20 protein-coding genes and 1 pseudogene are annotated in these 25,565 nt (G+C 67.7%); 11 read left to right on the plus strand and 10 right to left on the minus strand.

What is annotated here, in order from left to right; all coding sequences use genetic code 11:
* The first annotated feature begins 20 nt into the window (after positions 1-20).
* The 9 genes from L880_RS0101295 (at position 21) to L880_RS0101335 (ending at position 9,602) form a co-directional block, all read left to right on the plus strand.
* On the plus strand, positions 21-1,538 hold the full coding sequence (locus L880_RS0101295) for an indolepyruvate oxidoreductase subunit beta family protein (protein ID WP_027474121.1): 1,518 nt from the start codon (positions 21-23) through the stop codon (positions 1,536-1,538).
* Positions 1,535-1,960, plus strand: coding sequence for an acyl-CoA thioesterase (locus L880_RS0101300; protein ID WP_027474122.1), 426 nt, complete (start codon positions 1,535-1,537; stop codon positions 1,958-1,960). Before L880_RS0101295 ends, L880_RS0101300 begins: the two co-directional genes overlap by 4 nt.
* 14 nt (positions 1,961-1,974) lie before the next feature.
* The gene (locus L880_RS0101305; protein WP_027474123.1) at positions 1,975-4,302 is read left to right on the plus strand and encodes a bifunctional salicylyl-CoA 5-hydroxylase/oxidoreductase; all 2,328 of its coding nucleotides are present in this window, start codon (positions 1,975-1,977) and stop codon (positions 4,300-4,302) included.
* A 17-nt stretch (positions 4,303-4,319) separates the two neighbouring features.
* A complete protein-coding gene (locus tag L880_RS0101310; protein ID WP_027474124.1) occupies positions 4,320-5,453 on the plus strand; it encodes a cupin domain-containing protein in 1,134 nt (377 codons plus the stop codon).
* Positions 5,454-5,505: 52 nt separating this feature from the next.
* On the plus strand, positions 5,506-6,444 hold the full coding sequence (locus L880_RS0101315; RefSeq protein WP_027474125.1) for a fumarylacetoacetate hydrolase family protein: 939 nt from the start codon (positions 5,506-5,508) through the stop codon (positions 6,442-6,444).
* Between the two features lie 26 nt (positions 6,445-6,470).
* Positions 6,471-7,499: a carbon-nitrogen hydrolase family protein gene (locus tag L880_RS0101320; RefSeq protein ID WP_027474126.1), complete on the plus strand. Its 1,029-nt coding sequence runs from the start codon at positions 6,471-6,473 to the stop codon at positions 7,497-7,499.
* Positions 7,496-8,254 carry a maleate cis-trans isomerase family protein gene (locus L880_RS0101325; RefSeq protein ID WP_027474127.1) on the plus strand — a complete coding sequence of 253 codons (759 nt, stop codon included), beginning with the start codon at positions 7,496-7,498 and terminating at the stop codon, positions 8,252-8,254. The genes L880_RS0101320 and L880_RS0101325 overlap by 4 nt, the downstream gene beginning before the upstream one ends.
* Before the next feature lie 90 nt (positions 8,255-8,344).
* Positions 8,345-8,815 carry a MarR family winged helix-turn-helix transcriptional regulator gene (locus tag L880_RS0101330; RefSeq protein ID WP_425389155.1) on the plus strand — a complete coding sequence of 157 codons (471 nt, stop codon included), beginning with the start codon at positions 8,345-8,347 and terminating at the stop codon, positions 8,813-8,815.
* 154 nt (positions 8,816-8,969) lie between these two features.
* Positions 8,970-9,602, plus strand: a complete 633-nt coding sequence (locus L880_RS0101335) for a flavin reductase family protein (protein WP_027474129.1) — start codon at positions 8,970-8,972, stop codon at positions 9,600-9,602.
* Positions 9,603-9,633: 31 nt separating this feature from the next.
* Here the strand turns inward: L880_RS0101335 and L880_RS31210 are convergent, their stop codons facing one another.
* The 8 genes from L880_RS31210 to L880_RS0101375 form a co-directional block, all read right to left on the minus strand.
* The gene (locus tag L880_RS31210; protein ID WP_051442940.1) at positions 9,634-10,032 is read right to left on the minus strand and encodes a hypothetical protein; all 399 of its coding nucleotides are present in this window, start codon (positions 10,030-10,032) and stop codon (positions 9,634-9,636) included.
* A gap of 222 nt (positions 10,033-10,254) precedes the next feature.
* Positions 10,255-11,268, minus strand: coding sequence for an alpha/beta hydrolase (locus L880_RS0101345; RefSeq protein ID WP_027474130.1), 1,014 nt, complete (start codon positions 11,266-11,268; stop codon positions 10,255-10,257).
* Positions 11,269-11,289: 21 nt separating this feature from the next.
* Positions 11,290-13,764, minus strand: a complete 2,475-nt coding sequence (locus L880_RS0101350) for an efflux RND transporter permease subunit (RefSeq protein ID WP_027474131.1) — start codon at positions 13,762-13,764, stop codon at positions 11,290-11,292.
* A gap of 54 nt (positions 13,765-13,818) precedes the next feature.
* Entirely contained in the window at positions 13,819-14,922 is a 1,104-nt protein-coding gene (locus tag L880_RS0101355; RefSeq protein ID WP_245614859.1) for a YCF48-related protein, read from the minus strand.
* A gap of 11 nt (positions 14,923-14,933) precedes the next feature.
* On the minus strand, positions 14,934-16,331 hold the full coding sequence (locus L880_RS0101360) for a DUF1329 domain-containing protein (RefSeq protein WP_084460887.1): 1,398 nt from the start codon (positions 16,329-16,331) through the stop codon (positions 14,934-14,936).
* Positions 16,332-16,354: 23 nt separating this feature from the next.
* Positions 16,355-18,007: a DUF1302 domain-containing protein gene (locus tag L880_RS0101365; protein ID WP_027474134.1), complete on the minus strand. Its 1,653-nt coding sequence runs from the start codon at positions 18,005-18,007 to the stop codon at positions 16,355-16,357.
* Positions 18,008-18,096: 89 nt separating this feature from the next.
* A complete protein-coding gene (locus tag L880_RS0101370) occupies positions 18,097-18,864 on the minus strand; it encodes a coniferyl-alcohol dehydrogenase (RefSeq protein ID WP_027474135.1) in 768 nt (255 codons plus the stop codon).
* 76 nt (positions 18,865-18,940) lie between these two features.
* Positions 18,941-20,395: a benzaldehyde dehydrogenase gene (locus L880_RS0101375; protein WP_027474136.1), complete on the minus strand. Its 1,455-nt coding sequence runs from the start codon at positions 20,393-20,395 to the stop codon at positions 18,941-18,943.
* A gap of 295 nt (positions 20,396-20,690) precedes the next feature.
* Between L880_RS0101375 and L880_RS0101380 the strand changes: the two genes are divergently transcribed.
* Positions 20,691-22,556, plus strand: coding sequence for a sigma-54-dependent Fis family transcriptional regulator (locus L880_RS0101380; RefSeq protein ID WP_027474137.1), 1,866 nt, complete (start codon positions 20,691-20,693; stop codon positions 22,554-22,556).
* Positions 22,557-22,617: 61 nt separating this feature from the next.
* Here L880_RS0101380 and L880_RS31215 read toward each other — a convergent pair.
* Together L880_RS31215 and L880_RS0101390 are read right to left on the minus strand one after the other, a co-directional pair.
* Positions 22,618-23,598, minus strand: a pseudogene (locus L880_RS31215) (PDR/VanB family oxidoreductase).
* Positions 23,595-24,653 (minus strand): aromatic ring-hydroxylating oxygenase subunit alpha, encoded by a 1,059-nt coding sequence (locus tag L880_RS0101390; protein WP_027474138.1) that lies wholly within the window; start codon positions 24,651-24,653, stop codon positions 23,595-23,597. Before L880_RS0101390 ends, L880_RS31215 begins: the two are co-directional and overlap by 4 nt.
* Before the next feature lie 84 nt (positions 24,654-24,737).
* Between L880_RS0101390 and L880_RS0101395 the strand changes: the two genes are divergently transcribed.
* A complete protein-coding gene (locus L880_RS0101395) occupies positions 24,738-25,451 on the plus strand; it encodes a GntR family transcriptional regulator (protein WP_051442941.1) in 714 nt (237 codons plus the stop codon).
* Positions 25,452-25,565: the final 114 nt, after the last annotated feature.

Raw genomic sequence — 25,565 nt, forward strand, 5'->3', positions numbered from 1 at the left:
TTGTCTATTGGAGTCCTCTGATGTCTCTTGAACCGATCAAGATCGCCATTCTTGCCATGGGCGGCGAGGGTGGCGGCGTGCTGGCCGACTGGATCGTCGACCTTGGCGAAGCCAACGGCTATTTCGCCCAGACCACCTCGGTGGCCGGCGTGGCCCAGCGCACCGGCGCGACCATTTACTACGTTGAATTGTTCCCGGGCGCCGACGCCCCGGCGGCCCGGTTGCCGGTGCTGGCGCAGGCGCCCATGCCCGGCGATGTGGACATCGTGATGGCTTCGGAGCTCATGGAGGCGGGGCGTGCCGTGCAGCGGGGCTTTGTGACGCCCGATCGCAGCACGCTGATCACCTCGACCCATCGGGTCTATTCCATGGCCGAAAAGATGGCCATGGGCGATGGACGCGTGGACGGGGATGCGCTGTTGGCGCAATCGCGCAAGGCTGCGCGCGCCTTCGTTGCCTTCGACATGGCGGCCGTGGCCGAGCGCACGGGCAGTGTGATCAGCGCCGTGTTGTTCGGCGCCTTGTGTGGCTCTGAAGCATTGCCCTTCAACCGACAGCAGTTCGAGAAGACCATCGAGCGTGGCGGTGTCGGCGTCAAGCCCAGTCTGAAGGCGTTTGCCGCGGGCTGGGAGCGGGCCCGGGCATCGGCTCCGGAGCAGCTTGCCGACGACAGGCCCCAACTCAGGCCGGCCCAGGGTGTGCAGGTCCAACAGGCTGAGCTGAAGCCTTTGGTGGCGCGCGTTCAGCGCTACCCGGCCACCGTGGCCAACACTGCGCTCGAAGGCCTGAGGCGCCTCATCGATTACCAGGACGTGGCCTATGGAGCACTCTATCTCGATCGCCTGGAGGCGTTGGCGAAGGTGCACGGGGTCGATGAGCTGCTGCTGGCCGAGACGGCAAAGCACCTGGCCTTGTGGATGTCCTATGAGGATGTGATCCGCGTGGCCGATCTCAAGACCCGTGGCAGCCGTTTCGAGCGGGTCAGTGACGAAGTGCATGCCAAGGCCGATCAGGTCCTGGAAATCCAGGAGTTCATGCACCCGCGCCTGGAGGAGATCTGCGAAACCCTGCCCGCCGCACTCGGTCGGTGGCTGGCCCGACCCCACGCCGTGCACCGTCTGGTGGCGCGCTTCACGCGGGAGGGCCGCATCGTGCGGACCAGCTCGCTGGGCGGCTTCCTGACCCTGTACCTGCTGGCGCGCTGGCGCAGCGGCCGGCGCACGACGCTGCGCTTCCAGCTGGAGAACCAGCGCATCGAGGCCTGGCTGCAGCGCATCCGCGGGCTGGTCGCCATCGACCCCGCACTGGCCCTGGAGGCCGCCCGCTGCCAGCGCCTGGTCAAGGGCTACAGCGACACCCATGCGCGGGGCCTGCGCAACTACGAAACCCTCATGGCGGTGGTGGACCGCCATGGCCCGTCGCTGGCGCCATCGATCCTGCGTGAACTGCGCGAGGCGGCCCTGGCCGACGAGCACGGCCGGCAGTTGCGCGAACGACTGGCCCGCCATGACCTCAACCTGGAAGGAGCTTTTGCATGAACCCCCGTCATTTCAGTCGTTCGCATCGCATCCGCTTTTCGGAGTGCGACCCGGCCGGCATCGTTTTCTACCCCCAGTACTTCGTGATGTTCAACGACCTTCTGGAGGCCTGGGTGGATCAGCTGCTGCCCGAGCTGGGCTTTGCCGGCTACATCGGGACCCTGCGCCAAGGCCTGCCCACCGTTCGCCTGGAGGCCGACTTCCGAGCCATCAGCCGAATGGGCGACGCCGTCACGCTCAGCCTCGATCTGGAGCGCCTGGGCGACAAGTCGCTCACCCTGGCTTTGGCGTGCACGGGCACCGAGGGCGACTTGCGCATGCAGGTGCGTCAGGTGCTGGTCACGACTTCGCTGGTCACGCACCAGGCCATCCCGATCCCGGACATGTTGCGCCGGGCACTGACCTCTGAGAACACCAACTGAGCAAGGAAGACACCATGAAAATCGTCTGTATCGGCGGCGGGCCCGCGGGCCTCTATTTCGGGCTGCTGATGAAACTGCAGGACCCCACCCACGAGGTGCTCGTGATCGAGCGCAATCGCCCCTATGACACCTTCGGCTGGGGCGTCGTCTTCTCGGATGCGACCTTGGACAACCTGCGCCGGGCCGACCCCGTGTCTGCGGAGCAGATCGCGGTCGAGTTCAGCCGCTGGGATGACGTGGACGTCCATTTCAAGGAGCGCTGCATCCGCAGCGGTGGCCATGGCTTCATCGGCATCGGCCGCAAGAAGCTGCTGAACATCCTGCAGGCCCGCTGTGAGGCCGTGGGTGTGCAACTGGTGTTCGAGACCCAGGTTCAGGACGACCAGGCGCTGGCCCGGCAACACGGTGCCGATCTGGTGATTGCCTCCGACGGGATCAACAGCGCGGTTCGCACACGGTATGCCGACACCTTCAAGCCGGACATCGACGAGCGCAACTGCCGCTTCGTCTGGCTCGGCACGCGCAAGGTGTTTGATGCCTTCACCTTCATTTTCGTGCCCACCGAGCATGGCTGGTTTCAGGCCCACGCCTATCGCTTCGAAGACGGCCTGTCCACCTTCATCGTGGAGACCACCCAAGCCACCTGGAAGGCTGCGGGCATCGATCAGATGTCGCAAGAAGACGGCATCGCCTACTGCGAGAAGCTGTTTGCCCCCTGGCTGGATGGCCAAGCCCTGATGGCCAATGCATCACATCTGCGCGGCTCGGCGATCTGGATCCGGTTCCCCCGCGTGATCTGCAAGCACTGGGTGAAGTGGACTGAGCCCGAGGGTCTGCAAGGGCGGCAGGTGCCTGTGGTCCTGATGGGGGACGCGGCGCACACGGCCCATTTCTCGATCGGATCAGGCACCAAGCTGGCACTGGAGGACGCCATCGAGCTGGCCGACACCTTGCGTCAGGGGGGCGAGCTGCGCGAACGCCTGAACCACTATGAAGCGGTGCGCGGTGTCGAGGTGCTGAAGATCCAGAACGCGGCCCGCAATTCGACGGAGTGGTTCGAGAACGTGGCCCGCTACGCCGACATGGCGCCCGAGCAGTTCACCTACTCACTGCTGACCCGTTCGCAACGCATCTCGCACGAGAACCTGCGCCTGCGCGATCCGCAATGGCTCGATGCCTATGAACGTTGGCTGGCAGAGCGCTCTGGCGTGCCCGCACCGGAGGCGGCAGCGCCGCGGCCGCCCCTGCTCACCCCGTTCTCCTTGCGGGGGCTCACGCTGCCCAATCGGGTGGTGGTGTCGCCCACGCTCCTGTATTCGGCGCAGGACGGCCTGCCCGGCCCCTTCCATCTCGTGCACCTGGGCAGCCGCGCACTGGGCGGGGCGGGCCTGGTCATGGCTGAAGCCACGGCGGTGCTGCCGGAAGGCCGCATGACCCCGGGTGACACCGGGCTCTGGAACGACGAGCAGACCGCGGCCTGGAAGCAGATCACGGACTTTGTGCATGCCCAAAGCACGGCCAGGATCGGCCTGCAGCTCAGCCATGCCGGGCGTCGCGGCTCGACCCAGCTGGGCTGGGAGCAGGCGGATCACCCCTTGCCCGCAGGCAATTGGCCCCTGGTATCGGCCAGTGCCGTGCCTTATCTGGAGGGCGTTTCGCAAGTGCCCCAAGCGCTTTCTGAAGCTCAGCTTCAGGCGCTTTGCCAGGCCTTCGTGGCGGCGACGCGGCGTGCCGCCGAGGCTGGTTTCGATTGGCTGGAGCTGCAGGCCGGTCATGGCTTTTTGTTGTCGTCCTTCATTTCACCTTTGACCAACCGGCGCACCGATGCCTATGGCGGATCGCTGGAGGGGCGGCTCAAGTTCCCGCTGCAGGTGTTGGCGGCGGTGCGCGAAGTCTGGCCCCAGCACCTGCCCTTGTCCGTGCGCATCTCGGCCACCGATTGGGTGCAGGGCGGCACCACGGTGGATGAGGCGGTCGAAATCGCCCGTCGCCTCCGGGAGGCTGGGGCCGACCTGGTGGACGTGTCCTCCGGCGAGGTGTCTGCCGATCAGAAGCCGGTCTACGGCCGCATGTTCCAGACCCCGTTTGCCGATCGCGTCCGCAACGAGGCCCGGGTGCCCACCATGGCCGTCGGGGCCATCACCGAGGCCGACCAGATCAACAGCATCGTGGCCTCGGGGCGGGCCGACCTCTGCGCCCTGTCGCGCCCTCATCTGGCCGACGCCGCCTGGCTGCAGCACGAATGCGCTCGCCAGGGCTGGCCGGATGTGGACTGGCCGCGCGCCTACCAGTGGGGCCGTGATCAGCTCGAGCGCGCCTCAGCCCCTCGCAACCGTGTTTGAACCAGCAGGAGACCCCCATGGCCAATGCCAGCTATGACCAATTCCGCGAAAGCATCGCGGGCCGCGCGGATGTGGAGGACACACCCGAACTCGTGCGTTACTACCAGGACCTGGAGCGGCTTCAGACCGGCGCCCTCTGGACCGTGGCCAACAAGATCGAGCCTTGGCAGCCTCAATCCGCCTCGGTGCCCGTGCTCTGGCGCTACCGCGACCTGCGTGAGCATGTCCTGCGCTCAGTTGATCTGGTGACCCCCGAGAAGGCCGGGCGGCGAGTGATCTACCTCAACAACCCGGGGCGCACGGATGTGTCGGCCGCGGTGGGCTGGCTCTACTCCGGCTTGCAGGTCATGCATGCGGGTGAGGCGGCCTCGGCCCACGCCCACTCCTCGTCGGCGCTGCGCTTCATCATGGAAGGGCGGGGCGCCTACACCATCGTCGATGGTCACAAGATGACCCTGGGCGCGAACGACTTTGTGCTCACCCCCAATGGGACCTGGCACGAACATGGGGTCGAGCAGGGTGGTGCGACCTGCATCTGGCAGGACGGGCTGGACATTCCTCTGGTCAATGCCCTGGAAGCCGGCTTCTATGCGGTGCACCCGGACCTGCGTCAGGCGGTCGGCCATCCGGTCGACGACTCGGTGGGCATCTGGGGTGCCCCGGCGCTGCGCCCTCAGAACACGGGCTGGAACAAGCCGTATTCACCGCTTTTCAAGTACCAGTGGGAGCCCACCTACGAGGCCCTGTGCCGCTTTGCCCGGTCGGCTGCCGGCAGTCCGTTCGACGGGCACCTGATGCACTACACCAACCCGGTCTCGGGGGGCCATGTGATGGCCACCATCGGCGCCAGCATGCAGCGGCTGGAGCCCGGCTTCGTGGGCCAGGCGCACCGCCACACCGGCAGCTTTCTCTACCAGGTGGCCAAAGGCCAGGGCCACTCGATCATCAATGGCCAGCGCTTCGACTGGCAGGAGCGCGACATCTTCTGCGTGCCGTCCTGGGCTTGGCATGAGCACGTCAATGCCAGCAGCAGCGAAGACGCCTGCCTGTTCTGCTTCAGCGACCTGCCTGTGATGGAGAAGCTCGGACTCTATCGCGAAGAAGCCTTCGGCGAACCCGGCGGACGCCAGCCCGTCATCCACCCGACCTGAACCCGATCGGATCGCCCCCCCTCGAAAACCCCCTTTACGGAGAACCCTTGTCATGAAACTTGTCACCTACCGCGCCGATGTCCTGGCTGCTGCCCGTCTGGGCGCCCTCGTTGATGATCTGGTCATCGATCTTCAGAAGCTGGGCGTCCATGCCGGTCACGCTCTGCCCTCCGACATGCTGGATTTCATCGATCTTGGCCCGAGCGCCGTGACCACCGCCTCGGCCTTGCTGGACGAGTTCAAGGGCCGCTGGCCGCTCGGGGTGGCGCTGCCGCTGCCCAACGTGAAGCTGCTGGCGCCCATTCCCCGCCCGCGCAAAAACATCTTCGGCATCGGCCTCAACTATGTCGAGCACGTGGCGGAATCCAGCCGCACGCTGGACACGGCCAAGGAACTGCCCAAGCAGCCCGTGATCTTCTCCAAACCCCCGACCACGGTGATCGGGCCTGGCGATGCGATCGAGCACAACGCCGCCATCACGCGCCAGCTGGACTGGGAAGTGGAACTGGCCGCCATCATCGGCACGCGCGCCAAAGGGGTTCGCAAGGAAGAGGCCTTGCGCTACGTGTTCGGCTACAGCCTCATGATCGACATGAGCGCCCGCGACAACCGGCGTGCGGGCCAATGGATCTACTCGAAGGGGCAGGACACCTACGCGCCCTTCGGACCCGTGATCGTCACCGCCGATGAAATTCCCGATCCGCAGGTGCTGGATCTCAGCCTGCAGGTCAACGGCGTGACCAAGCAGAGTTCGAACACCCGCCACATGCTGTTTGCGGTGGACACCCTGATCGCCGACATCAGCGCCGGCATCACGCTGGAGCCGGGCGACATCATCGCCACCGGCACACCCGAAGGGGTCGGGGCCGGACGCAGCCCTCAGGAGTGGGTGTGGCCCGGCGATGTGATCGAGGCCCAGGTCGAGAAGATTGGTGCGCTCCGTCATCCCGTGGTGGCCGTCGGCAACGATCCCCGTGCCGGCCGCGCTTGAACAAGCCGATACCTCAAGGAGTTCCCATGCTTGAACTACCCCGCTTCAAGGCGGCGACGGTACAGGCCTCGCCTGTCTTTCTGGACACCGATGCCACCGTGGACAAGGTCTGCGCTCTGATTGCCGAAGCCGCAGGCCACGGTGCCCGTCTGGTGGCATTTCCCGAGGTCTTCGTGGCCGGCTATCCCTATTGGAGCTGGATCGCCAACCCCATCGACGGCAGCCCCTGGTTTGAAAAGCTGGCCCGCTCGGCCATCGAGATTCCGGGGCCCGAGATCCGCAAGATCGCCAACGCGGCGGCGCGCCATCGCATCCATGTGGTGATCGGTGTGAATGAACGTGCCAGCCACAGCGTGGGCACGATCTACAACACCCTGGTCACCCTGGGTGAGGACGGTCGCATCCTGGGGCGCCATCGCAAATTGGTGCCCACCTGGGCCGAGAAGCTGACCTGGGCCCCGGGCGACGCCTCGGCGCTGCGGGTACACCCCACCGCGATCGGGCCCCTGGGGTCCTTGGCCTGTGGCGAGAACACCAACACCCTGGCCCGCTTTGCGCTGCTGGCCCAAGGGGAGTTGGTGCACGTGGCCAGCTACATCTCGCTGCCGGTGGCCCCACGTGACTACGACATGGCCGAAGCGATCAAGGTGCGGGCCGCGGCCCATTGCTTTGAAGGCAAGCTGTTCACCGTGGTCTCGTGCTCCACCGTGTCCGAGGAGATCATCCAGGCCATGGAGCCCCTCAACCCCCAGGCCCGCGAACTGCTCACCCGCAGCAACAGCGCCTTCTCGGGCTTCCTGGGGCCCGACGGGCGCGTGATCGGCGAGCCCTTGATCGATGTGGAGGGCATTGCTTACGCCGAGATCGATCTGGGCCGCTGCATCCAGCCCCGCCAGATGCACGACATCACAGGGCACTACAACCGATTCGATGTGTTTGATCTGCGCGTGAATCGCCGTCCCTTGCAGGCAGCGCGGTTTGACGATGCAGGCGTGCCCCCCGTCCACCTGGAGGACGACCCCGCCAACGATTCTCAAACGGAAGCCTTTCAATGAGTACCCCCCGTCCATTCCGCATCGGGCAGATCGTGCCCAGCTCGAACACCACCATGGAGACCGAGATTCCGGCCATCCTGCGGGCTCGCGAGGCCTTGCACCCGGAGCGCTTCACCTTTCACGCCAGCCGCATGCGCATGAAGCATGTCACCAAAGAAGAGCTGGCCGCCATGGACAGCGACAGCGACCGCTGTGCCCTGGAGCTTTCGGATGCCCGCGTCGACGTGCTCGGCTATGCCTGCCTGGTGGCCATCATGAGCATGGGGCTGGGCTACCACCGGGTGTCCGAGGCGCGCCTGCACCAGCGCACCGTGGACAACGGGGGGGCCGCCCCCGTGGTCACGAGCGCCGGCGCCCTGGTCGATGGGTTGAAAGCCCTCGGCGCCCGCAAGGTGTCCATCCTCACGCCCTACATGAAGCCGCTGACCCGACTGGTGGTCGACTACATCGAGAACGAAGGCATTGAGGTGGTCGACAGCCTCTCGCTGGAGATCTCGGACAATCTGGAGGTGGGGCGCCAGGACCCGCGGGCGCCGATCGAGATCACCCGCAAGCTCAATACCCGCGGCGTCGACGCCGTGGTCGCCTCCGCTTGCGTGCAGATGCCCTCGCTGGCCTCGATCCAGCCGATCGAAGACCGCCTTGGCGTGCCGGTTTTGTCCTCCTCCGTCGCGACGACCTACCTGATGCTCAAGCGCCTGGGCCTGAGCACCGACGTGCCGGGCCACGGATCCCTGCTCAGTGGCCGGTATTGACCGGTCCAAGTCGGGCGACCAACCCTGAAGGGGATCTTCTTGCCTCTAGAATCTGAAGCTTGTTCCCTTCATGGTGTGGCCATCGTTCCGATGGCCACCGTGTTTGACCCGCCGTCCATGCCCGAGTCGGAAGCTTTTGTTGATCACTATCTGCCCGCTTTGCTGGGCCAGGCCTGGCACATGGTCTCTTCCGAGTTCCATGCCGTCGTCCAGGCGCAGGGCCTTTCGGTTCTCGAGTGGCGGGTTCTTTCGACCTTGGTCGGCAGCGGGCCCATCGGCACAGGGCGCCTGGCCCAGAAGACCCTCAGCAAGCAGCCGACAGTCACCCGCTTGCTGGATCGCATGGAAGCGCAGGGGCACGTGGAGAGGATCCCCGATTCCACGGACGGACGCGTCACGCTGGTGCGGGTCACCCCCAGTGGGCGACAGCTGGTCTCGGGTCTGCTGACCCAGGCCGAAATCCACGAGAAGATGGTGCTGGCTTCATTGGGGCCTCGCAAGTCCGAGGCGCTCAAGTCGGCCTTGCGTGAACTCATTGACCGCTACGGCCCTGCCGAGTAGCTGGGCAGGAGGCCGGCGCTTGCGCGCTTGTTCAAGCCTGTCCAAATAGGGTGCCGTGCTGTCCGCACTGTGCAGAAATGCAGCGCCTTGGCGCGGATACCGAGGTCGTCGATGCCAGACTGAAAGGCCTGTCCCTATCGATCCAGCTCCTCCCATGACATTCCTTTCCGACCGGCCCCAACACAGCTACCGACCCAGTGAAGGGCATGGTCTGGCACATGATCCGCTGCCAGCCATTCTGGGCCCCCGGCCGATTGCCTGGATCTCGACCCGCAGCCAGCAGGGGCGCGTCAACCTCGCGCCTTACAGCTTTTTCAACGTCTTCAATTACCGTCCACCGATCCTTGCCTTTTCCAGCGTGGGCTACAAAGACACGGTCCGGAATGTGGTTGACACCGGTGAGTTCGTCTGCAATCTGGCGACGCGGGAGCTGGCCCTGCAGGTGAATGCCAGCAGCAGCGAACAAGAACGGACCCTGGACGAATTCGAACTGACGGGTCTGACCCCGTCTGCGAGCAGGGAAGTCATGGCTCCCCGCGTTGCAGAAAGTCCGGTGGCGCTGGAGTGCCGTGTGCTGGATGTGCGGCAACTGACCGACCTGAAGGGGACGATCCTGAATACCTGGATGGTGACCGCTGAGGTGGTGCACGTTCACATCGATTCCGTTCTTCTGAAAGACGGCATCTATGACACCAGCACGGCCCGGCCGATTCTGCGAGGGGGCGGCCCCTCAGACTATTTTGAAATCACGCCCCAGGCTCGCTTTCAGATGTCGCGACCCCGCTGACGTGATGGGTCTTGCATTCCACGGACCGCCTTCAGCGGTCACCTGGCTCGATGGCCGCAACCACCCATTGTTTTGCCGCGGTCTGCCATTGAGCGATGGCGCTCGTATCGATGTAGCGCTCCCAGGCATCGATGCCGCTGGTGCGCGCCAGGCGCCGGAACTGCATCGTCGTGACGGCATCGTTCAGCGCCACCGAGGATCGGGTCATGCCCTGTTGTTTGAACAATTTCTGACCTTCAATCAACTTGGCCTGCGCGTCCTGTCGGAGGGGCAGCAACTCACGCATGTCGACGATCACGCCCCATCCTGCGGGCAGGGGGCTCGACAACTCGCGCTGGGCCGCGGCGACCCATTGGCTCATTTCTTCCAATTCGATGCTGCCCTTGAAGGTCAGCACGAAGCCAAAACTTTGCCTGGAAATATTCCACATGTTGTGTCCTTTGAAGAGTCGTCAGTCTTGATCTGACGCAAGAATTGTTCGCCAAAGGACGGCGCTGAAACCCCCGCGATTCGAAGTTGTGCATTTGAAGGATAGGCAGCGCGTTGGGCAGGCTCTGGCATGCCCACAGGGCGAACTCTCCTTGAGGTCGCCTGTCTGCGGCGGCTGAGCTTGGCGGGCCGGTTCGGTGGATTCGGCCCCCCTCCATCGCGCTCAGCCCTTTGCCCCCTTTGCCCCCTTTGCCGTTCGCCCATCCTGCTCCCGCAGCCACTGCGCCAGGTCGGCCATCAGCTGCCAGCCGGTCGGTGACAGGCGTGTGAAGTGCAGGCAGGCGTGGATGGCGCCGGGGTAGTGCTGGTGGCGCACCGGCACGCCGGCCTGGCGCAGGCGGCTGCCCAGGGCCACGCCCTCGTCGCACAGAGGGTCGTGGCCCAGGGTGGCCAACCAGGTGGCGGGCAGGCCTTCGAAGCCGGTGGAGCCGAGCAGGTCCACCTCGGGGTGGCCGCGGTGCGCCGGGTCACTGCCCAGGTAGGCCTGGTTGAACCAGTCCATGGCGGATCGGGTGAGGAACTTGCCTTGCCCGTGTTCGCGCTGCGAGGCGCTCTGGGTGTCGGGGTGGGCGGCCACCGGGTAGATCAGGCCCAGGGCCCGGATGCCCTGGCCTTGCAGGCGGCGGGCGGCCACCAGGCTAAGCTGGGCCCCGGCGCTGTCGCCGGCCAGGGCGAGCGGGCCGGGCTGGCCGCCCAGCGATTCGGCATTCGCCTGCAGCCAGCGCACGGTGGCCTCCACATCGTCGGGTGCGGCCGGGAAGGGGTGCTCCGGCGCCAGCCGGTAGTCCACCGCCACCACCAGGGTGTCGGCCATCTGGCACAGGGTGCGGCACACGGCGTCGTGGGTGTCCAGATCGCCCATCAGAAAGCCCCCGCCGTGCACGTACAGCAGCGTGGGCCAGGGGCCCTGGCTCGGTGGGGTGTACACGCGCAGGGTCAGCGTGCTGGCGGGGCCGGCGATGGGCAGCTCGCGCACCGAGGCCACGGCCGGTGGGTCCTGGCTCAGCTCGGCACTGATCTGTCGGTACATCTGGCGCGCCTGGGCGGGCGTCAAGCGCTCGATGGGCGGGGCGCCGGCGGCAGCGGCCTGCTGCAGGAAGGCGGCAAAGCCGGGCTCCAGCGGGGCTTTTGCAAGGGTTGCCTGCGCTGTGTTTTGGGCCTGAAGGTCGGTGTTCATGTGAAGTCTCCGGGTTGGGGGTCATTCGCTCAGGGCGAAGGTGCTTGGGGTGGTGGCTGAGGCCGGTTGGGCCGGCGGCGAGGCTGATGCTGTGGGGGCCACGTCGGTGGCCTTGGCGGCCGTGCGCAGCAGGAAATGGCTCAGTGCGGGCAGCAGGGTCAGGGCACCGACCATGTTCCACAGGAACATGAAGGCCAGCAGCAGCCCCATGTCGGCCTGGAACTTGATGGGCGAGAACACCCAGGTGCCCACGGCCAGGGCCAGGGTGATGCCGGTCAGCATCACCACCCGCCCGGTGAACTGCAGGGCGTGCCGGTAGGCCGTGGCCAGGCTGTCGCCCTGGCGTTGGCGCGCCAGGATGATGCTGAGCACGTACAGCGCATAGTCCACCCCGATGCCCACGCCCAGCGCGATCACGGGCAGGGTGGCCACCTTCACGCCGATGCCCAGCCCCACCATCAGGGCCTCGCACAGCACCGAGGTCAGCACCAGTGGCAGCACCGCCACCACCACCGCACGCCACGAGCGGAAGGTGACCCAGCACAGGGCAATCACCGCGGCATACACCCACAGCAGCATCTCGCGGTTGGCCTGCTCCACCACGATGTTGGTGGCGGCTGCAATGCCGGCGCTGCCCGCGGCCAGCTCGAAGCGGATGGCCTCGTTGTTGTGGGTGGCTGCATAGGCTTCGACCGCCTTCACCACCCGGGCCAGGGTGTCGGCCTTGTGGTCCTTGAGGTACACGTACAGGGCCAGGAAGGAGCAGCTCTGGTTGAACAGCTCGCGCGGCGCGCGCGTCTGTACGCCGCCCAGGGCGCCGTCGTTGGCCAGCAGGTCCAGCCATTTGAAGTTGCCCTCGTTGTAGCCCACCATGGCCATGCGCGACAGGCCCGCCATCGACTGGGTGGCTTCCACGCCGGGCAGCTGCTCCAGTTGCCAGGCCAGCGCATCCATCGGGGCCAGGGCTGCGTAGCGGGTGCAGCGGTCGGGTGGGGTGATGGCCATCACGGTCAGGATGTCGGTGCTGGCGCCGTAGTGGCTGATCAGGTAGGCGTTGTCCTGGTTGTAGCGTGATTCGGGGCGCAGCTCCGAGGCGCCGGGGTCCAGGTCGCCTATCTTCAGCTCTCGGCTCACCAGGGCGCCCGCGCCGGCCAGCACAGCCGCCACCGCCAGCGTGCCCAGGGCCCAGCGGGGCTCGGTGAAGCGGGCCAGCAAGGCCCACAGGCCGGCGCCGCGGCTCTTGCCATCGCCCTGGCCGCTGTCCTGGCGCAGGCTGCGGGCCGCGGCCGCCGGGGCCACGCCGGTGTAGGACAGCAGCACCGGCAGCAACACCAGGTTGGTGAAGATCAGCACGGCCACACCCAGGCTGGCGATCACCGCCAGATCCTGGATCACCTCGATGCGGATGATCATCAGCACGGCAAAGCCCACGGCGTCGCACAGCAGCGCGGTCATGCCGGCCATGAACAGGCGCCTGAAGGTATAGCGTGCCGCCACCTCGCGGTGGGTGCCGCGCCCGATGTCCTGCATGATGCCGTTCATCTTCTGCGCGCCGTGGCTCATGCCGATGGCAAACACCAGAAAGGGCACCAGCACCGAGTAGGGGTCGAGCGCGTAGCCCAGCAGCGTCAGCAGCCCGAACTGCCACACCACCGCCACCACCGAGCAGGCCACCACCAGCGCCGTGCTGCGCAGGCAGCGGGTGTAGGCCAGCAGAATGCCGCTGCAGATCAGCAAGGCCAGCACAAAGAAGGCCAGCACCTGGACCAGGCCCTCGATCAGGTCGCCCACCACCTTGGCAAAGCCGGTGATGCGCACTTGCAGGTGTTCGTTGCTGTGGCGATCGCGCAGGGCCTCCAGCTCGCGCGACAGGGCGCCGTAGTCCAGCGGTGCGCCGGTCTCGGGGTGGCGCTCCAGCAGGGGGATCAGCACGCTGCTGGAGCGGAAATCCGCCGCCACCAGCTGCCCGATCTCGCCTGAGCGCTCCACGTTGGCGCGCAGTTCGGCCAGGCTGGCGGCGCTGCCGTCGTAGCTGTCCGGGATCACCGGTCCGCCGTCCAGGCCGTCTTCGGTCACGGCCACCCAGCGGGTGTTGGAGGTCCACAGCGACTTCATGAAGGGCCGGTCCACGCCGGGGATCAGGAACACCTCGTCGTTGATCTTCTGCAGGGCGTCCAGGTAGGCCTTGTCAAAGATCGTGCCCTGGCGTGCTTCCAGCACCAGGCGCAAGGTGTTGCCCTGGCCGGCCAGGTCGGCCCGGTGCGCCAAGTAGTTGGCAATGTAGGGGTGCGAGGTCGGGATGGTCTTTTCGAAGCTGGCGTTCAGGGGCAGGCGCAGCGCCTGCCAGCCCAGCAACAGGGTCAGCAGCAGGCACAGCCCCAGCACCCAGGGCCGGTGGTTGAAGACGCTGCGCTCCAGCCAGGAGCCTGAGCGGGTGTCGAAGTCTTCCAGCCGTGCGGCCACGGGATGGGGGTCTGAAGAGGTGTCGGTGTGCATGGGTGAAGGCACCGCCACGGCGGTGCAGGGAGGTCTGTGAAGGAGGGCGGCAGTTCAACTGAGGCGCGGTGGGCCCAGGCGGCGCATGCCGCGCAGGCTGGAGGCGACCAGCGAGCCGTCCGCCGCCAGGGCCAGGCCGGTGAGCGGCAGGGGCTCGCCGGGTGCGGCGCGCAGCTCGGGCTCGGGGCCCTGGCCCAGGCGCAACTCGCCGGCCTGGCTGCCCACCATGAAGCGCTCACCGCCCAGCGCCACGCCGGCCCCCAGGCTGGTGTTCAGGCCGCTGTTCAGGCGCTGCCAATGCCGCCCCCCGTCGATCGACTGGTAGGCCGAGCCGCGCAGGCCGTAGGCCACCACGCTGTGGCCTGCGTTGCGCAGCAGGCCGAAGAAGCTGCCCTTGTACGGCGCCGGCACCGCCTCGAAAGCCTGGGCGCCGAAGGCCTCGCCGCGCAGCACCAGGCCTTGCTCGCCCACCACCACCAGCGTGGTGCCCAAAGCGCGCAGCCCGTAAAGGTGCAGCTTGCCCGGGTTGGGCAGGCGCAGGCCCTGGCTGTGCCAATGGTGGCCCCCGTCGTCGGTGCTGAACAGCATGTTGTAGGCCCCCACGGCAAAGCCGTGCTGCTCGTCCAGAAACTCCAGGTCGAAGAAGGGCTTGTCGGCCCCTTCAGCCACCGCCTGGCGCGCGTCGTTCACGGCCCCCTCCTGGCCCGCGGCCATGGCCGCAGCCAGCTGGGATTGGGCTGCGGCCTGGCCGTCGAACTGGCGCTGCCAGTGTTCGCCACCGTCTGCGGTGTGCAGGATCACCCCGGCGTGGCCGGCGGCCCAGCCCAGGCTGGCGTTGGCAAAGCACACGCAGGTGAGGGTGCATTGCACCGGCACCTGGGCCTGGCGCCATTGCTGGCCATGGTCGTCCGACAGCAGCACGATGCCGCGCTCGCCCACCGCCACCAGCCGGGGGCCCGCACGGGTCACGGCCAGCATGGCCGCGCCCTGGGCCTTGGGGCTGATCAGGGCCGGCTGGCCCAGCACGGCCGGCAGGCTGGGGGCCGGCGTTGTCTGGGCGGCCCAGCTGCTGCGGCCCGCCCATCCGCCCAGGCCGGCCAGGCCTGCCAGACCGAGCAGGGCGCTGCGCCGGCGCCACACAGGGGGTTGATCCTGCATGCCCTGCCGTGTCATCGCGACCCCTCGTTGGACAAGGCTTCGGGGCTGAAGAACGAGCGCGGGATGGTGGGCTTCACCTCGTACTGGCGCGGCAGCTCGTTGGACGCCATGTTCAGGTAGTAGGCGCCGGTCTGCAGGTCATAGCCGCCCCACATCACCACGTTGGTCACGGCGGGGATGTCGGGCGCCGTCAGCATCAGCGAGTAGTTGGTGTGCCACAGCTGGCCCTTGGCGTCCCAGCCGTCGAACAGCACGATCTGCCAGCTGTCCTCGTCCAGGTAGTAGCGGCGCTTGGGGATCACGTGACGCTTGCCGCTGGCCAGCGTGGCCTCCACCTCCCACACGCGGTGCAGCTCCCAGCGCACCTGGGCCGGGTTCAGCGTGTGCGGGGTGACCAGCTCGTCGATCTTGGCGCTGGCGGCGCGGTTGTTGTTGTAGGGGATGTACAGCTCCTTCTTGCCCACCAGCTTGAGCTCGTGCTTGTCGATCGGGCCGAACAGCGTGAAGGCCTCATCGAACAGCCCGATGCCCGAGGTGACCGAGTCGGGCGTGTCGTAGGCCACCGAAGGGGCCTTGCGCACCCGCCGTTGCCCCACCAGGTATTGCCACAGGCCGCGCGGCGCCGCGTCCGACACGCCGTCCAGCGCCAGGATGGCCTCGCCCGCCTTGGAGCCCGGGGCGTCCACCACCAGCTTGCCGTACTGGTAGTAGCCATCGAACTTCTCCAGGCTGCCCGCCGGGTCGTAATAGGCCTGGCGCAGCGTCTGCACGCCGCCCGAGGCCATGCTGCGCTGGCCGTCGCCCGTCACCACCCAGACCCGCATCGGCATGCTGAAGTTGCCGCCGCGCCAGGCCAGGCGCTGGTTCCAGATGGCCTCGTAGCCGTCTTTCGGGATCGGGAAGGGGATGCCGCCGTAGGCCCCCTCAACGCCGTAGCCGCCCTCGATGGTCTTGGCCCGCGTGGCGTTGCGCAAGGTGTTGTCGTACACCCATTGCGGGGCGGCGGCGGTGCGGTGGCTGGGGTAGACCTCGATGCTGAAGTCGGGGTACTTCTTCATCAGGGCCTGCACGCCGTCGCTCAGGCGCTCGGCATGGGCCGCCATGTTCTTGGCGTTGATGGTGAGGGTGGGCTTTTCACCGGCAAAGGGGTCGGGCCGGGGGCTGCCGTTCTTGTAGCCCGCCGGTGCCTGGGTCAGGCCGCCGCTCCAGGCCGGGATGGTGTTGTCCTTGTTGCCGGCCTTCTCGGCGCCCAGCGGGGTGAGACGGCCTTTGAGCTGGGCGGCTTCTTCGGCGCTGACGGCGGCCTGGGCTGCGGGGCTGGCCAGCAGCAGGCTGAGGGCCAAGGTGGTGGCAAGCGTGGTGGCCAATGCGATGGTGTTGGCGCCCAGGGGGCGTTGTGGCTTGTTCATGGGGTGTGTCTCCGTGGGGGTGTTCAGAACGTGCGCGAGGCGCTGAAGGCGAGGTAGCTGCGGTCGCGCAGCGTCTGGCCGAAGGACAGCATCCGGGTGCCCAGGGGGTCGGGCACGGTCAAGGTGTTGGCCGAGCCGAAATAGGTCATCAGGTTCAGCGACAGGTTCCAGCCGTCCTGGAACTTGCCTTTCACCCCGATGCTCAGGTCGCCCACCTTGCTGCCGCCGCCGGCAAAATTGACCACCGCCGAGGAGCGGCCGGCCAAGTTGTAGCCCAGGCCCACCGGGAACGACAGGTCCAGGCCCGGGCGCACCTGGTAGTACTGGGGCTCGAAGATCATGCGCAGGGCCGCCGCGTCGCGCGTGGTGTTGGGGTCCAGGCCGCCAAAGCCGCGGGCGCTGGGGTTGTTGAGCACGCTCAGGGTGCGGTTCCAGGCCACCTCGCCCAGCAGGGCGCCGCCGTCCCACCAGGCCGACTTGCTCAGCACATAGATGCCCGACAGGTTCAGGTGGGCGGTGTTGCCGATGGCATAGCAAGGGTTGCCGGCGTCGCCGCTGCATTGGCTGGATGGCATGAAGGGCGCGCCCCCCAGCACGGCCGGGTCGCTGGCCAGCGGGGCGTTGTGGCGCCACGAGCCCTCCAGCGCCCAGTTGAGCTGCCCGATGGACGAGGTGACGCTGGCCCCCAGGGTCTCGATGCCCTTGGCATAGGTGTTGTGCACATTGCCATTGATCAGGTCGAACACCGGTACCGCCGGGGTCTTGTCGTGGTAGCGCGCGGCATAAAAGCCATATTCGAAGGCGCTGCCCTCGGGTGACCAGCGCAGCTGGGCCCCGAACTGGCCGCTGTTGCCGGGCGTCTGGTTCTTGCTGTTGTCGGTGTTGAGCACCGGCGGCAGCGGCGCGCCAAAGTACACCGGCCCGCCGCCGATGTAGTTCTGGTTGGAGAAGTAGCTGCCCACGCCCGGGATCAGGCTGGGCCGCCATTTCCATTGGTAGTAGGCGCCCAGGGTCAGCTGGTCGCTCAGGCTCACGGTGCCCGACACCTGCTCGACCGGCAGCAGCACCTCCTTGAACTGCCAGTTGGGCACCGACAGGATCTTGCCGATGTCGATCGGGCCCTGGGCACCGGCGATGCCGTTCTGCCCGAAGAACAGGGTCTCGCCGTACTGCACCGAGTGCTTGCCCACACGCAGCGTGGCCGGGCGCTCACCCAGCGAGCCCTTGAGGTAGACAAAGGCATCCAGCAGCTGGTTGTTCTTGCCCACGCTGCTGCTCACGGCCGGGTTCACGCCGGCGGCGGTGTTGGTGCCGGTGTTGCCCAGAAAGCGCGAGTCGTTCCAGGCCGCATCGCTCACGCGCAGGCCCCAGTTGCCGCGGCTGTAGTCGAACTCGGTCAGCAGGTCGAAGCGGCTGCTCACGAAGCCCTTCTTGAAGTTCAGGTCGCCGGCGTTCTCATTGACCACGCCGCCGTCACCGCGGGCGGCGGGCGAGGTGAGCACGGCCGAGGGGTTCTGCAGGCGGTAGGCCGTGCTGTATTTGGGCGTGAAGTCAAGGCGGATGCGGGTGTCGGGGTCGTCTGACTTCAGTTCGATGGCCTGCGCGGACAGGGCGCAACACAGGGCGCTGGCCAGGGCCAGGGCGCGCGGCCTCGGCAGGTGGGCTTGTCGGGTCATGGTTTGTCTCCTCGTGGGTTGGAATCAAGGGCGTGCCGTTCGAGCGGCACGTCACCGCTGGGGGGCGCCTGCGACCAGGCGCCGGGCTGTCACAGGTAGGTCGAGGCCAGCCCTCCATCCACCGGCAGGTTCACGCCGCTGACCCAGCGGGCCGCGTCGCTGCACAGCCAGGTGATGACGCTGGCCACCTCGTCGGCATAAGCCGGGCGGGCCATGCGGTGAGCGTCGCGCTGCACGCGTTCCTCGCCCAGCATGGCCACGAAGTCGCCCAGGATGGGCGTGAACACGGGGCCCGGAGCCACGCAGTTCATGCGCACGCCACGCTGCAGAAACCAGGGCTGCGACTGCACGGCGTTCCACACGATCAGGGCCTCCTTGAAGTACTGGTAGCAGGTGTCGGCGGGCACCGGGTGCTCGGCCAGCCATTGCGCGCCGGCTTCAAAGCCGGCCGTGGCGGCCAGGGCCTTGTGGGCCGCCAGGCGCTGCGGCCATTCGGCCCCCAGGATGGACGCCACATTGACGATGGCCCCCCCGGCGGGCAGGCGCTCCAGCAGCTGCGTGCTCAGGTGGCGCAGGCCCAGGTAATTGACCCGGGCCACTGCATCGGGCGGGGCCGTGCCCGGCACGCCGGCGATGTTGCACAAGGCGTCGATGTGCTGCGGCAGGCGGGCCACGGCCTCGTCGATGGTGGCCGGGCTGCTCAGATCGGCCTTCACAAAGCCGTCCAGCGTCAGGCTGGGTTCGTTGCGGTCCACACCGATCACGCGGGCGCCCTGAAATCGGGCCAGACGCGCCACTTCGGCGCCGATGCCGGAGGCGGTGCCGGTCACGACAATGGTTTTTCCTTGCAGGCTCATGGTTTTCCTTGGAGAGAAGAAACGGGTCAACAGAAACGGTGGAGGGGGGCGGCCCCCGGCAGGGGCCGCAGGGGGCTCAGAACGGGTAGGTGGGCGCGGTGTCCTGCACCGTCAGCCATTGCCACTGGGTGTATTCCTCCCAGTCGGCCGGCCCGCACACGCTGCTGCCATTGCCCGCGATCCCGGGGCCACCGAAGGGGTTGACGCAGTCGTCGTTCACGGTCTGGTCGTTGATGTGGACCATGCCGGACTTGAGCTGCCGGCCCACGGCCAGGGCGCGCCCCACCGAGCGCGAGATCACCGCCGAGGCCAGGCTGCCCTGGTGCTGGTTGGCCAGGGCCACGGCCTCTTCGTCGCTGCGATAGGTCACGATGTTGGCCACCGGGCCGAAGGTCTCCTCGTCGAACACCGGCTGGCCCGGGCGCACGCCGCTGAGCACCGTGGGCTGGTAGAACAGGCCGTCAAAGCTGCCCCCGGCCTCCAGTTGGGCGCCGGCCGCCACGCTGGCCTGCACCAGGGCGTGCACGCGGTCGCGCTGGCGCGCATCGATCAGCGGGCCCAGGGCCACCTGGCCACTGGCGCCATTGCCCACGGGCAGGTGGCGCGCCTTGAGCACCAGGCGCTTGGTGAACTCGGCCGCCATGCTCTCGTGCACCAGGATGCGGTTGGCTGCCATGCAGATCTGCCCCTGGTGGAAGTACGCACCCCAGGCGGCGTTGCTGGCCGCCACGTCCAGGTCGGCATCGTCGAGGATCAGCAGCGAATTGCTGCCGCCCAGCTCCAGCGTCACCTTCTTCAGGTGGCGGCCGGCCAACTCGCCGATGCGCCGGCCCACCGCGGGCGAGCCGGTGAAGGCGATCATGGGCACGCGCGGGTCGGTGACCAGGGCCTCGCCCACATCCGCGTCGCCGGGCAGCACCTGCAGCAGGCCCGGCGGCAGGCCGGCCTCTTCGAGCACCCGGGCGATCATCAGCCCGCCCGACACGGGGGTGCGGGTGTCGGGCTTCACGATCACCGCGTTGCCGGTGGCCAGCGCGGGGGCCACGGCACGCAGCGTCAGGATCACCGGAAAGTTGAAGGGCGAGATCACGCCCACCACGCCGCGGGGCATGCGGCGCGCCAGGCTCATGCGGCCCGGCGTGCTGGGCAGCACCTGGCCTTGCGACTGCAGCGGCATGCTGGCCGCCAGGTGGCACAGCACAGCCGCCTCGCGGATCTCGTGCTGGCCCTTGGGCAGGATGCCCCCGGTCTCGCGGGCCACATGCAGGGCCAGCTCGTTGTGGCGCTGGCTGAACAAGTTGCCCGCGCGGCGCAGGATCTCGGCCTTTTCACGCGGGCTCACCTGCGCCCATCGGGCCTGGGCCTGCTCGGCGGTCTGTGCGGCGGCGGCCACGTCGGCAGGGGTGGCCAGGTTCACGCTCCACAGGGTCTCGCCGGTGGCGGGCTCGATCACCTGGCGTGTGCCGCCGCCCAGTGCGGCGGGCGTGGCAGGGTTGAAGTTGTAGGGCTCGGCGGTTCTGACGGCGCTCATGGGCGGATGTCCTCTGGAAGCGTTTGAAACGGGTTGAAATGGGTTGGATGAAACTCGCCACCGCGGCGGTGGTGTGCCTGTTCATCGCAAACGCCAGACCAGCCCGGCCCGAAAGGCGCGATTGCTGCGCCGCACACAGGCGGTTTTTCGCTCGCAGACTCCGGACAATCCCTAGTGCCGATTGCTGCTGTGCAGCAGTCGAAATGTCTCGACTTTTTTTGTCCAAATGGTTACAAAAAGAAATCAATTTTTTGATCAAAAGATCAAACCGCCGAGCACAGGCAGGAGACAAGACATGAAGACGGGCGAACGCATTTCACTGGCCGACCTGGCCCGCAGCTCGGGGGCCGGCCTGGGCCGCTTCGACCCCGGGGCGGTGCAGCAGGCCCTGGGCGGTTTTGCCACGGCGCGCATCAGCAGCGACGCCTCGCCCACCGTCAACGACATCAGCGAATGCCTGTTCTTTTCGCCCGGCGACGGCCGCATCTGGCTGCAGGACCAGCGCATGGTGCTGCTGCACACCGAGGCCCTGGGATCGCTGCGGCGCGAAATGGTGGACAGCCTGGGGCTGGAGCGCGTGCGCGGCCTGTTCACGCGGGCCGGCTATGTGAGCGGGGCGCGCGATGCCAGCCTGGTGCGGCGCCAGTGGCCCGACGCCGAACCGCCCGCCGCCGCCGTGGCCGGCACCCGGCTGCACGCGCTGGAGGGCATGGTCAAGGTCGAGGTGGTCGATGCGGCCTTCGACCCCGAGCGTGGCAGCTACGAGGGCGAATTCCTGTGGCACCACTCCAGCGAGGACGACGAGCACATCGCGGCCTATGGCATCGGCGGCTCACCGGCCTGCTGGATGCAGGTGGGCTATGCCACGGGCTATGTGAGCACGCTGTTCGGGCGCCTGATCGTGTTCCGCGAGGTCGAATGCCGTTCCATGGGGGCCGCGCACTGCCGTGTGATCGGCAAGAGCGCCGACCTGTGGGACGACGTGGAGGAAGACATGCGCTACCTCAACGCGCGCGATTTCGTCGACACCGCGGCCTACGACCGCGCGCCGCCCCAGGCCGCACGCCCGGCCTCGCCCGAGCCGCACCCCAGCGACGCCATGGTGGGGGCTTCGTCGGCCTTCAATGCCGCCTGCCACCACCTGAGCCGCGTGGCGCGCACCACCGCCACGGTGCTGTTCACCGGCGAGTCGGGCGTGGGCAAGGAGAAGTTCGCCCAGATGCTGCACCGCATCAGCCCGCGCAAGAGCGCGCCCTTTGTGGCGGTCAATTGCGCGGCCATTCCCGAGACCCTGATCGAGACCGAGCTGTTCGGCGTGGAGCGCGGCGCCTACACCGGGGCCAGCCAGTCGCGGCCGGGCCGCTTCGAGCGCGCCAGTGGCGGCACGCTGTTCCTCGACGAGATCGGCACGCTGAGCTTTGTGGCCCAGGGCAAGCTGCTGCGGGCCCTGCAGGAGGGCGAGGTGGAGCGCGTGGGCGGCAGCCGTGCCGTGAAGGTGGATGTGCGCGTGGTGGCCGCCACCAATGAGGACCTGCGCGAGGCGGTGCGCGCCGGGCGTTTTCGCGAAGACCTGTTCTTTCGCCTGAATGTGTTCCCCATCCACCTGCCGCCGCTGCGCGACCGGCGCGATGACATCCCGCTGCTGATGAACCACTTTCTGCAGCACTACCGGCACAAGCACCAGGGGCAGGCCAAGGGCTTCACCCAGGCCGCCGTGCGGGCCCTGCTGGGCTACGACTTTCCGGGCAACATCCGCGAGCTGCAGAACCTGGTGGAGCGCGCGGTGATCCTGGCCGAGGACACCGACCTGATCGACACCCACCACCTGTTCATGGGCGGCGAGGTGCAGAAGCAGGGCTTTCTGACGCTCGACGTGCATGGCGCGCCCGGGCGGCTGATGGCGCAGGGGGGGGCGGGATCGCCGCCGTCTTCGCCAGCGCAGCCCTTGTCACCCACCATCCCGAATATGACCCCGAATTCGACCCCGGCGCCGTCGCTGGCCGGCGGTGGCCGGGCCATCCACCTGGCGCTGGACCAGGCCGAGCGCGAGCTGCTGAAAGACGCGCTGGCGCGCTGCGGCGGCAACTACTCGGCGGCGGCCCGCCTGCTCAAGATCAGCCGGGCCAAGCTGGCGTACCGGGCCCGCAAACACCAGCTTTGACCAGCTTTGACCGGCTCTGAGCCGCTCCACGTCAGGCCATGCCGCTGGCAGGGCCGCCGCCTCACAGGTCCAGCACCAGGCGCGCCGACAGCGAGCGCGAACAGCAGGGCAGGAACTGCTGGTTGGCGGCCTTCTCCTCTGCGCTCAGGTAGGCGTCGCGGTGGTCGGGCTGGCCGGCCAGCACGGGCGTCAGGCAGGTGCCGCACACGCCTTGCAGGCAGGCCGTCATCAGCGGCACGCCGGCCTCGGTGAGGGCGTCGGCGGCGCTGCAGTCGGGGGCCACCCACACGGTCTTGCCGCTGCGCGCCAGTTCGATCTCGAAGCCGGTGTCGCCCGCCTGGGCCTGCACGCTGGCACCGAAGTACTCGTAGTGCAGCTGCTCCTCGGGCCAGCCCGCGCCGCGCGCCACGGCCAGGGTGGCCTCGATGAAGCCCTGCGGGCCGCACACGTACACATGGGTGCCGGGCTCGGGGTGCGACAGCAGTGCGCTCAGGTCCAGCCGTTGCTCGGGGGGGCCGTCGTCAAAGTGGTGATGCACCTGGACGGCCAGGTCGGGCTCGGCCAGGCGTTCCAGGTAGGCGGCCTGGGCGCGTGAGCGGGCGGCGTAGTGCAGGCTGAAACTGGCGCCGCTGCCCTGCTGTGCCGGGCTGGCCAGGTGCTGGGCCATGCTCAGCAGCGGCGTGATGCCGATGCCCCCGGCCAGCAGCAGGTGGTGGCGCGCTGCCGGGGCCAACTCGAAGTGGTTGCGCGGGCCGCGCACCTACAGGGTCTGCCCCGGCTGCACGGCCTCATGCACGGCCCGCGATCCGCCGCGCGACTGTGGATCGAGCAGAACGCCCAGGCGGTACAGCTGGCTTTCGGCCGGTGCATTGACCAGCGAGTATTGGCGCACCAGGCCCTCGGCCAGGTGCAGCTCCAGGTGGGCCCCGGGGCTGAAGGGCGGCAGGGTCTGGCCCGGCAGGGCCTCCAGCTCCAGGGTGCAGATGCGCTCGGTGGCCGCCTGCTTGCGCGCCACGCGCAGGGTCAGCAGGGGCTCGCTCATGCGCCGGCACCGCTGGTGCTGCTGGTACCGGCCTGTTCGGCCGCCATGATGCGGTCCAGGATCTTGCGCGCCTGCACGCCGCCGGCATCGATGTTGAGCATCAGCAGCTTGCGGTCGGGCCATTGCAGCAGGTTCTGCTGCTGGCGCTCCAGCATCTCCTGGTCTTCGGCAAAGATGCCGCCCTGGCCTTGGCGGATCTGGGCGGTGAGTTCGGCGTCCTGCGGCTTGAAGTGGCGCGCCATGCCCCAGAAGTACCAGATCGAGGTCTCGGTCTCGGGCGTGATGAAGTCCACCACGATGCTGGAGGCCTTGACTGCGTCGGGGGCGTCGTAGCCGCCGTGGCCGGCCAGGGCCACCCCCACCTCGATCAGCACGTGGCTCGGCGGAGTGAAGTGGCAGATCTGCCAGCGGTCCACCGGCTGGTCGTCGGGCAGGCCGTTCATGCGCAGCGCCATCTGCCAGAAGGGCGGCGGCTGAATGCCTTCCATGAAGCGGCTGGTGATCACCTCTTCGCCCTCCACCCGGGTGCGGCAGGGGGTTTCGTCGATCTCCTTCTGGCCGATGCTGGTGCTGTGCACATAGGTCTCGTGCGTCAGGTCCATCAGGTTGTCGATCATCAGGCGGTAGTCGCAGCCGATGTGGTACAGGCCGCCGCCATAGGCCCATTCGGGGCTGACGGCCCACTCCAGGTGCGGGATCAGGGCCGGGTCGGCCTTGGCGGCATCGCCGGGCCAGACCCAGATGAAGCCATAGCGTTCCACCACCGGGAAGGGGCGCACCCCCGGGAAGGCGTGCACACGCTGGCCGGGCATGGCCACCGTCTTGCCATCGCAGCCCATCTCCAGGCCGTGGTAGCCGCACACCAGCTTGCCCTCGCACACCTTGCCCAGCGACAGCGGGGCACCCCGGTGCGGGCAAAAATCCTCCAGCGCCACCGCGCGTTGTTCGGGGCCGCGGTAAAACACCATGCGGTGTCCGCAGATCATGCGGCCCAGGGGTTTGTCGCTGATCTCGTCGGGCGTGCAGGCCACATACCAGGTATCTTGAGGGAACATCGCTTGTCTCTTTCTCAGGTGGGTTGGATTTATTGGATCCAATTCTAGAAAATAATGGCTGAAAATACAAAAGAAATCTTGAAAATGGATCCAATAAAGCCGGCGGCCGCCGATTCGCTCAGCGTGGTGGCCAGTTTGCGCCAGCTCATCATGGACGGGCATTTCCCGCCCGGCGCCCGCCTGGCCGAAGAGGCCGTGGCCGAGGCATTGGGCGTGTCGCGCACCCCCATCCGGCTGGCTTTCCGCACGCTGGAGCAAGAGGGCCTGCTCGAAAAAACCGGCAAGCGTGGCCTGGTGGTGCGTGATTTTTCAGAGGCCGATGTGCTGTGTGCCCTGGAGGTGCGTGGCGTGCTCGAAGGCCTGGCCGCCCGCCGCCTGGCCGAGCGCGGGCTGGACACGGCCCTGCGCGAGCGACTGCAGGCCTGCCTGGACGAGGGCGAGCGCGTGCTGGCGCCCGGCGCCCTGCAACTGGAGAGCGTGGCGGCCTGGAGCGCGCTCAACGACAGCTTTCACAACGCCATCGTGGGGGCGGCCGGCAGCCAGGTGATCGGCGACGCCATCACACGCAACAACCACCTGCCTTTTGCCTCGGCAGGCTCGATCCAGATCGACAAGCTGGCGCTCGACCGTGAATACCAGAAGCTGCGTGTGGCCCAGCTGCAGCACCAGTTGGTGTTCGACGCCCTGCAGCGCGGCGAGTCGGCCCGGGTGGAGATGCTGATGCGCGAACACGCCTACATCGGCCTGCGCTACGGGCCCTTGCTGGGGGCGACGGGGCTGGGCGGTCTGCGGCCCTGAGGGTCGGCTGGCCTATCGCTTTGAGCACCTGGGTTCGTGCGACGAACCCCAACGGGATCCAGCCCGCCTGCCTGCGGGATTCCCCGGGGATCGCTCCACAATTCATCCAGATTC

Source organism: Curvibacter gracilis ATCC BAA-807, assembly GCF_000518645.1.
Classification (GTDB): Bacteria; Pseudomonadota; Gammaproteobacteria; order Burkholderiales; family Burkholderiaceae_C; genus Curvibacter; species Curvibacter gracilis.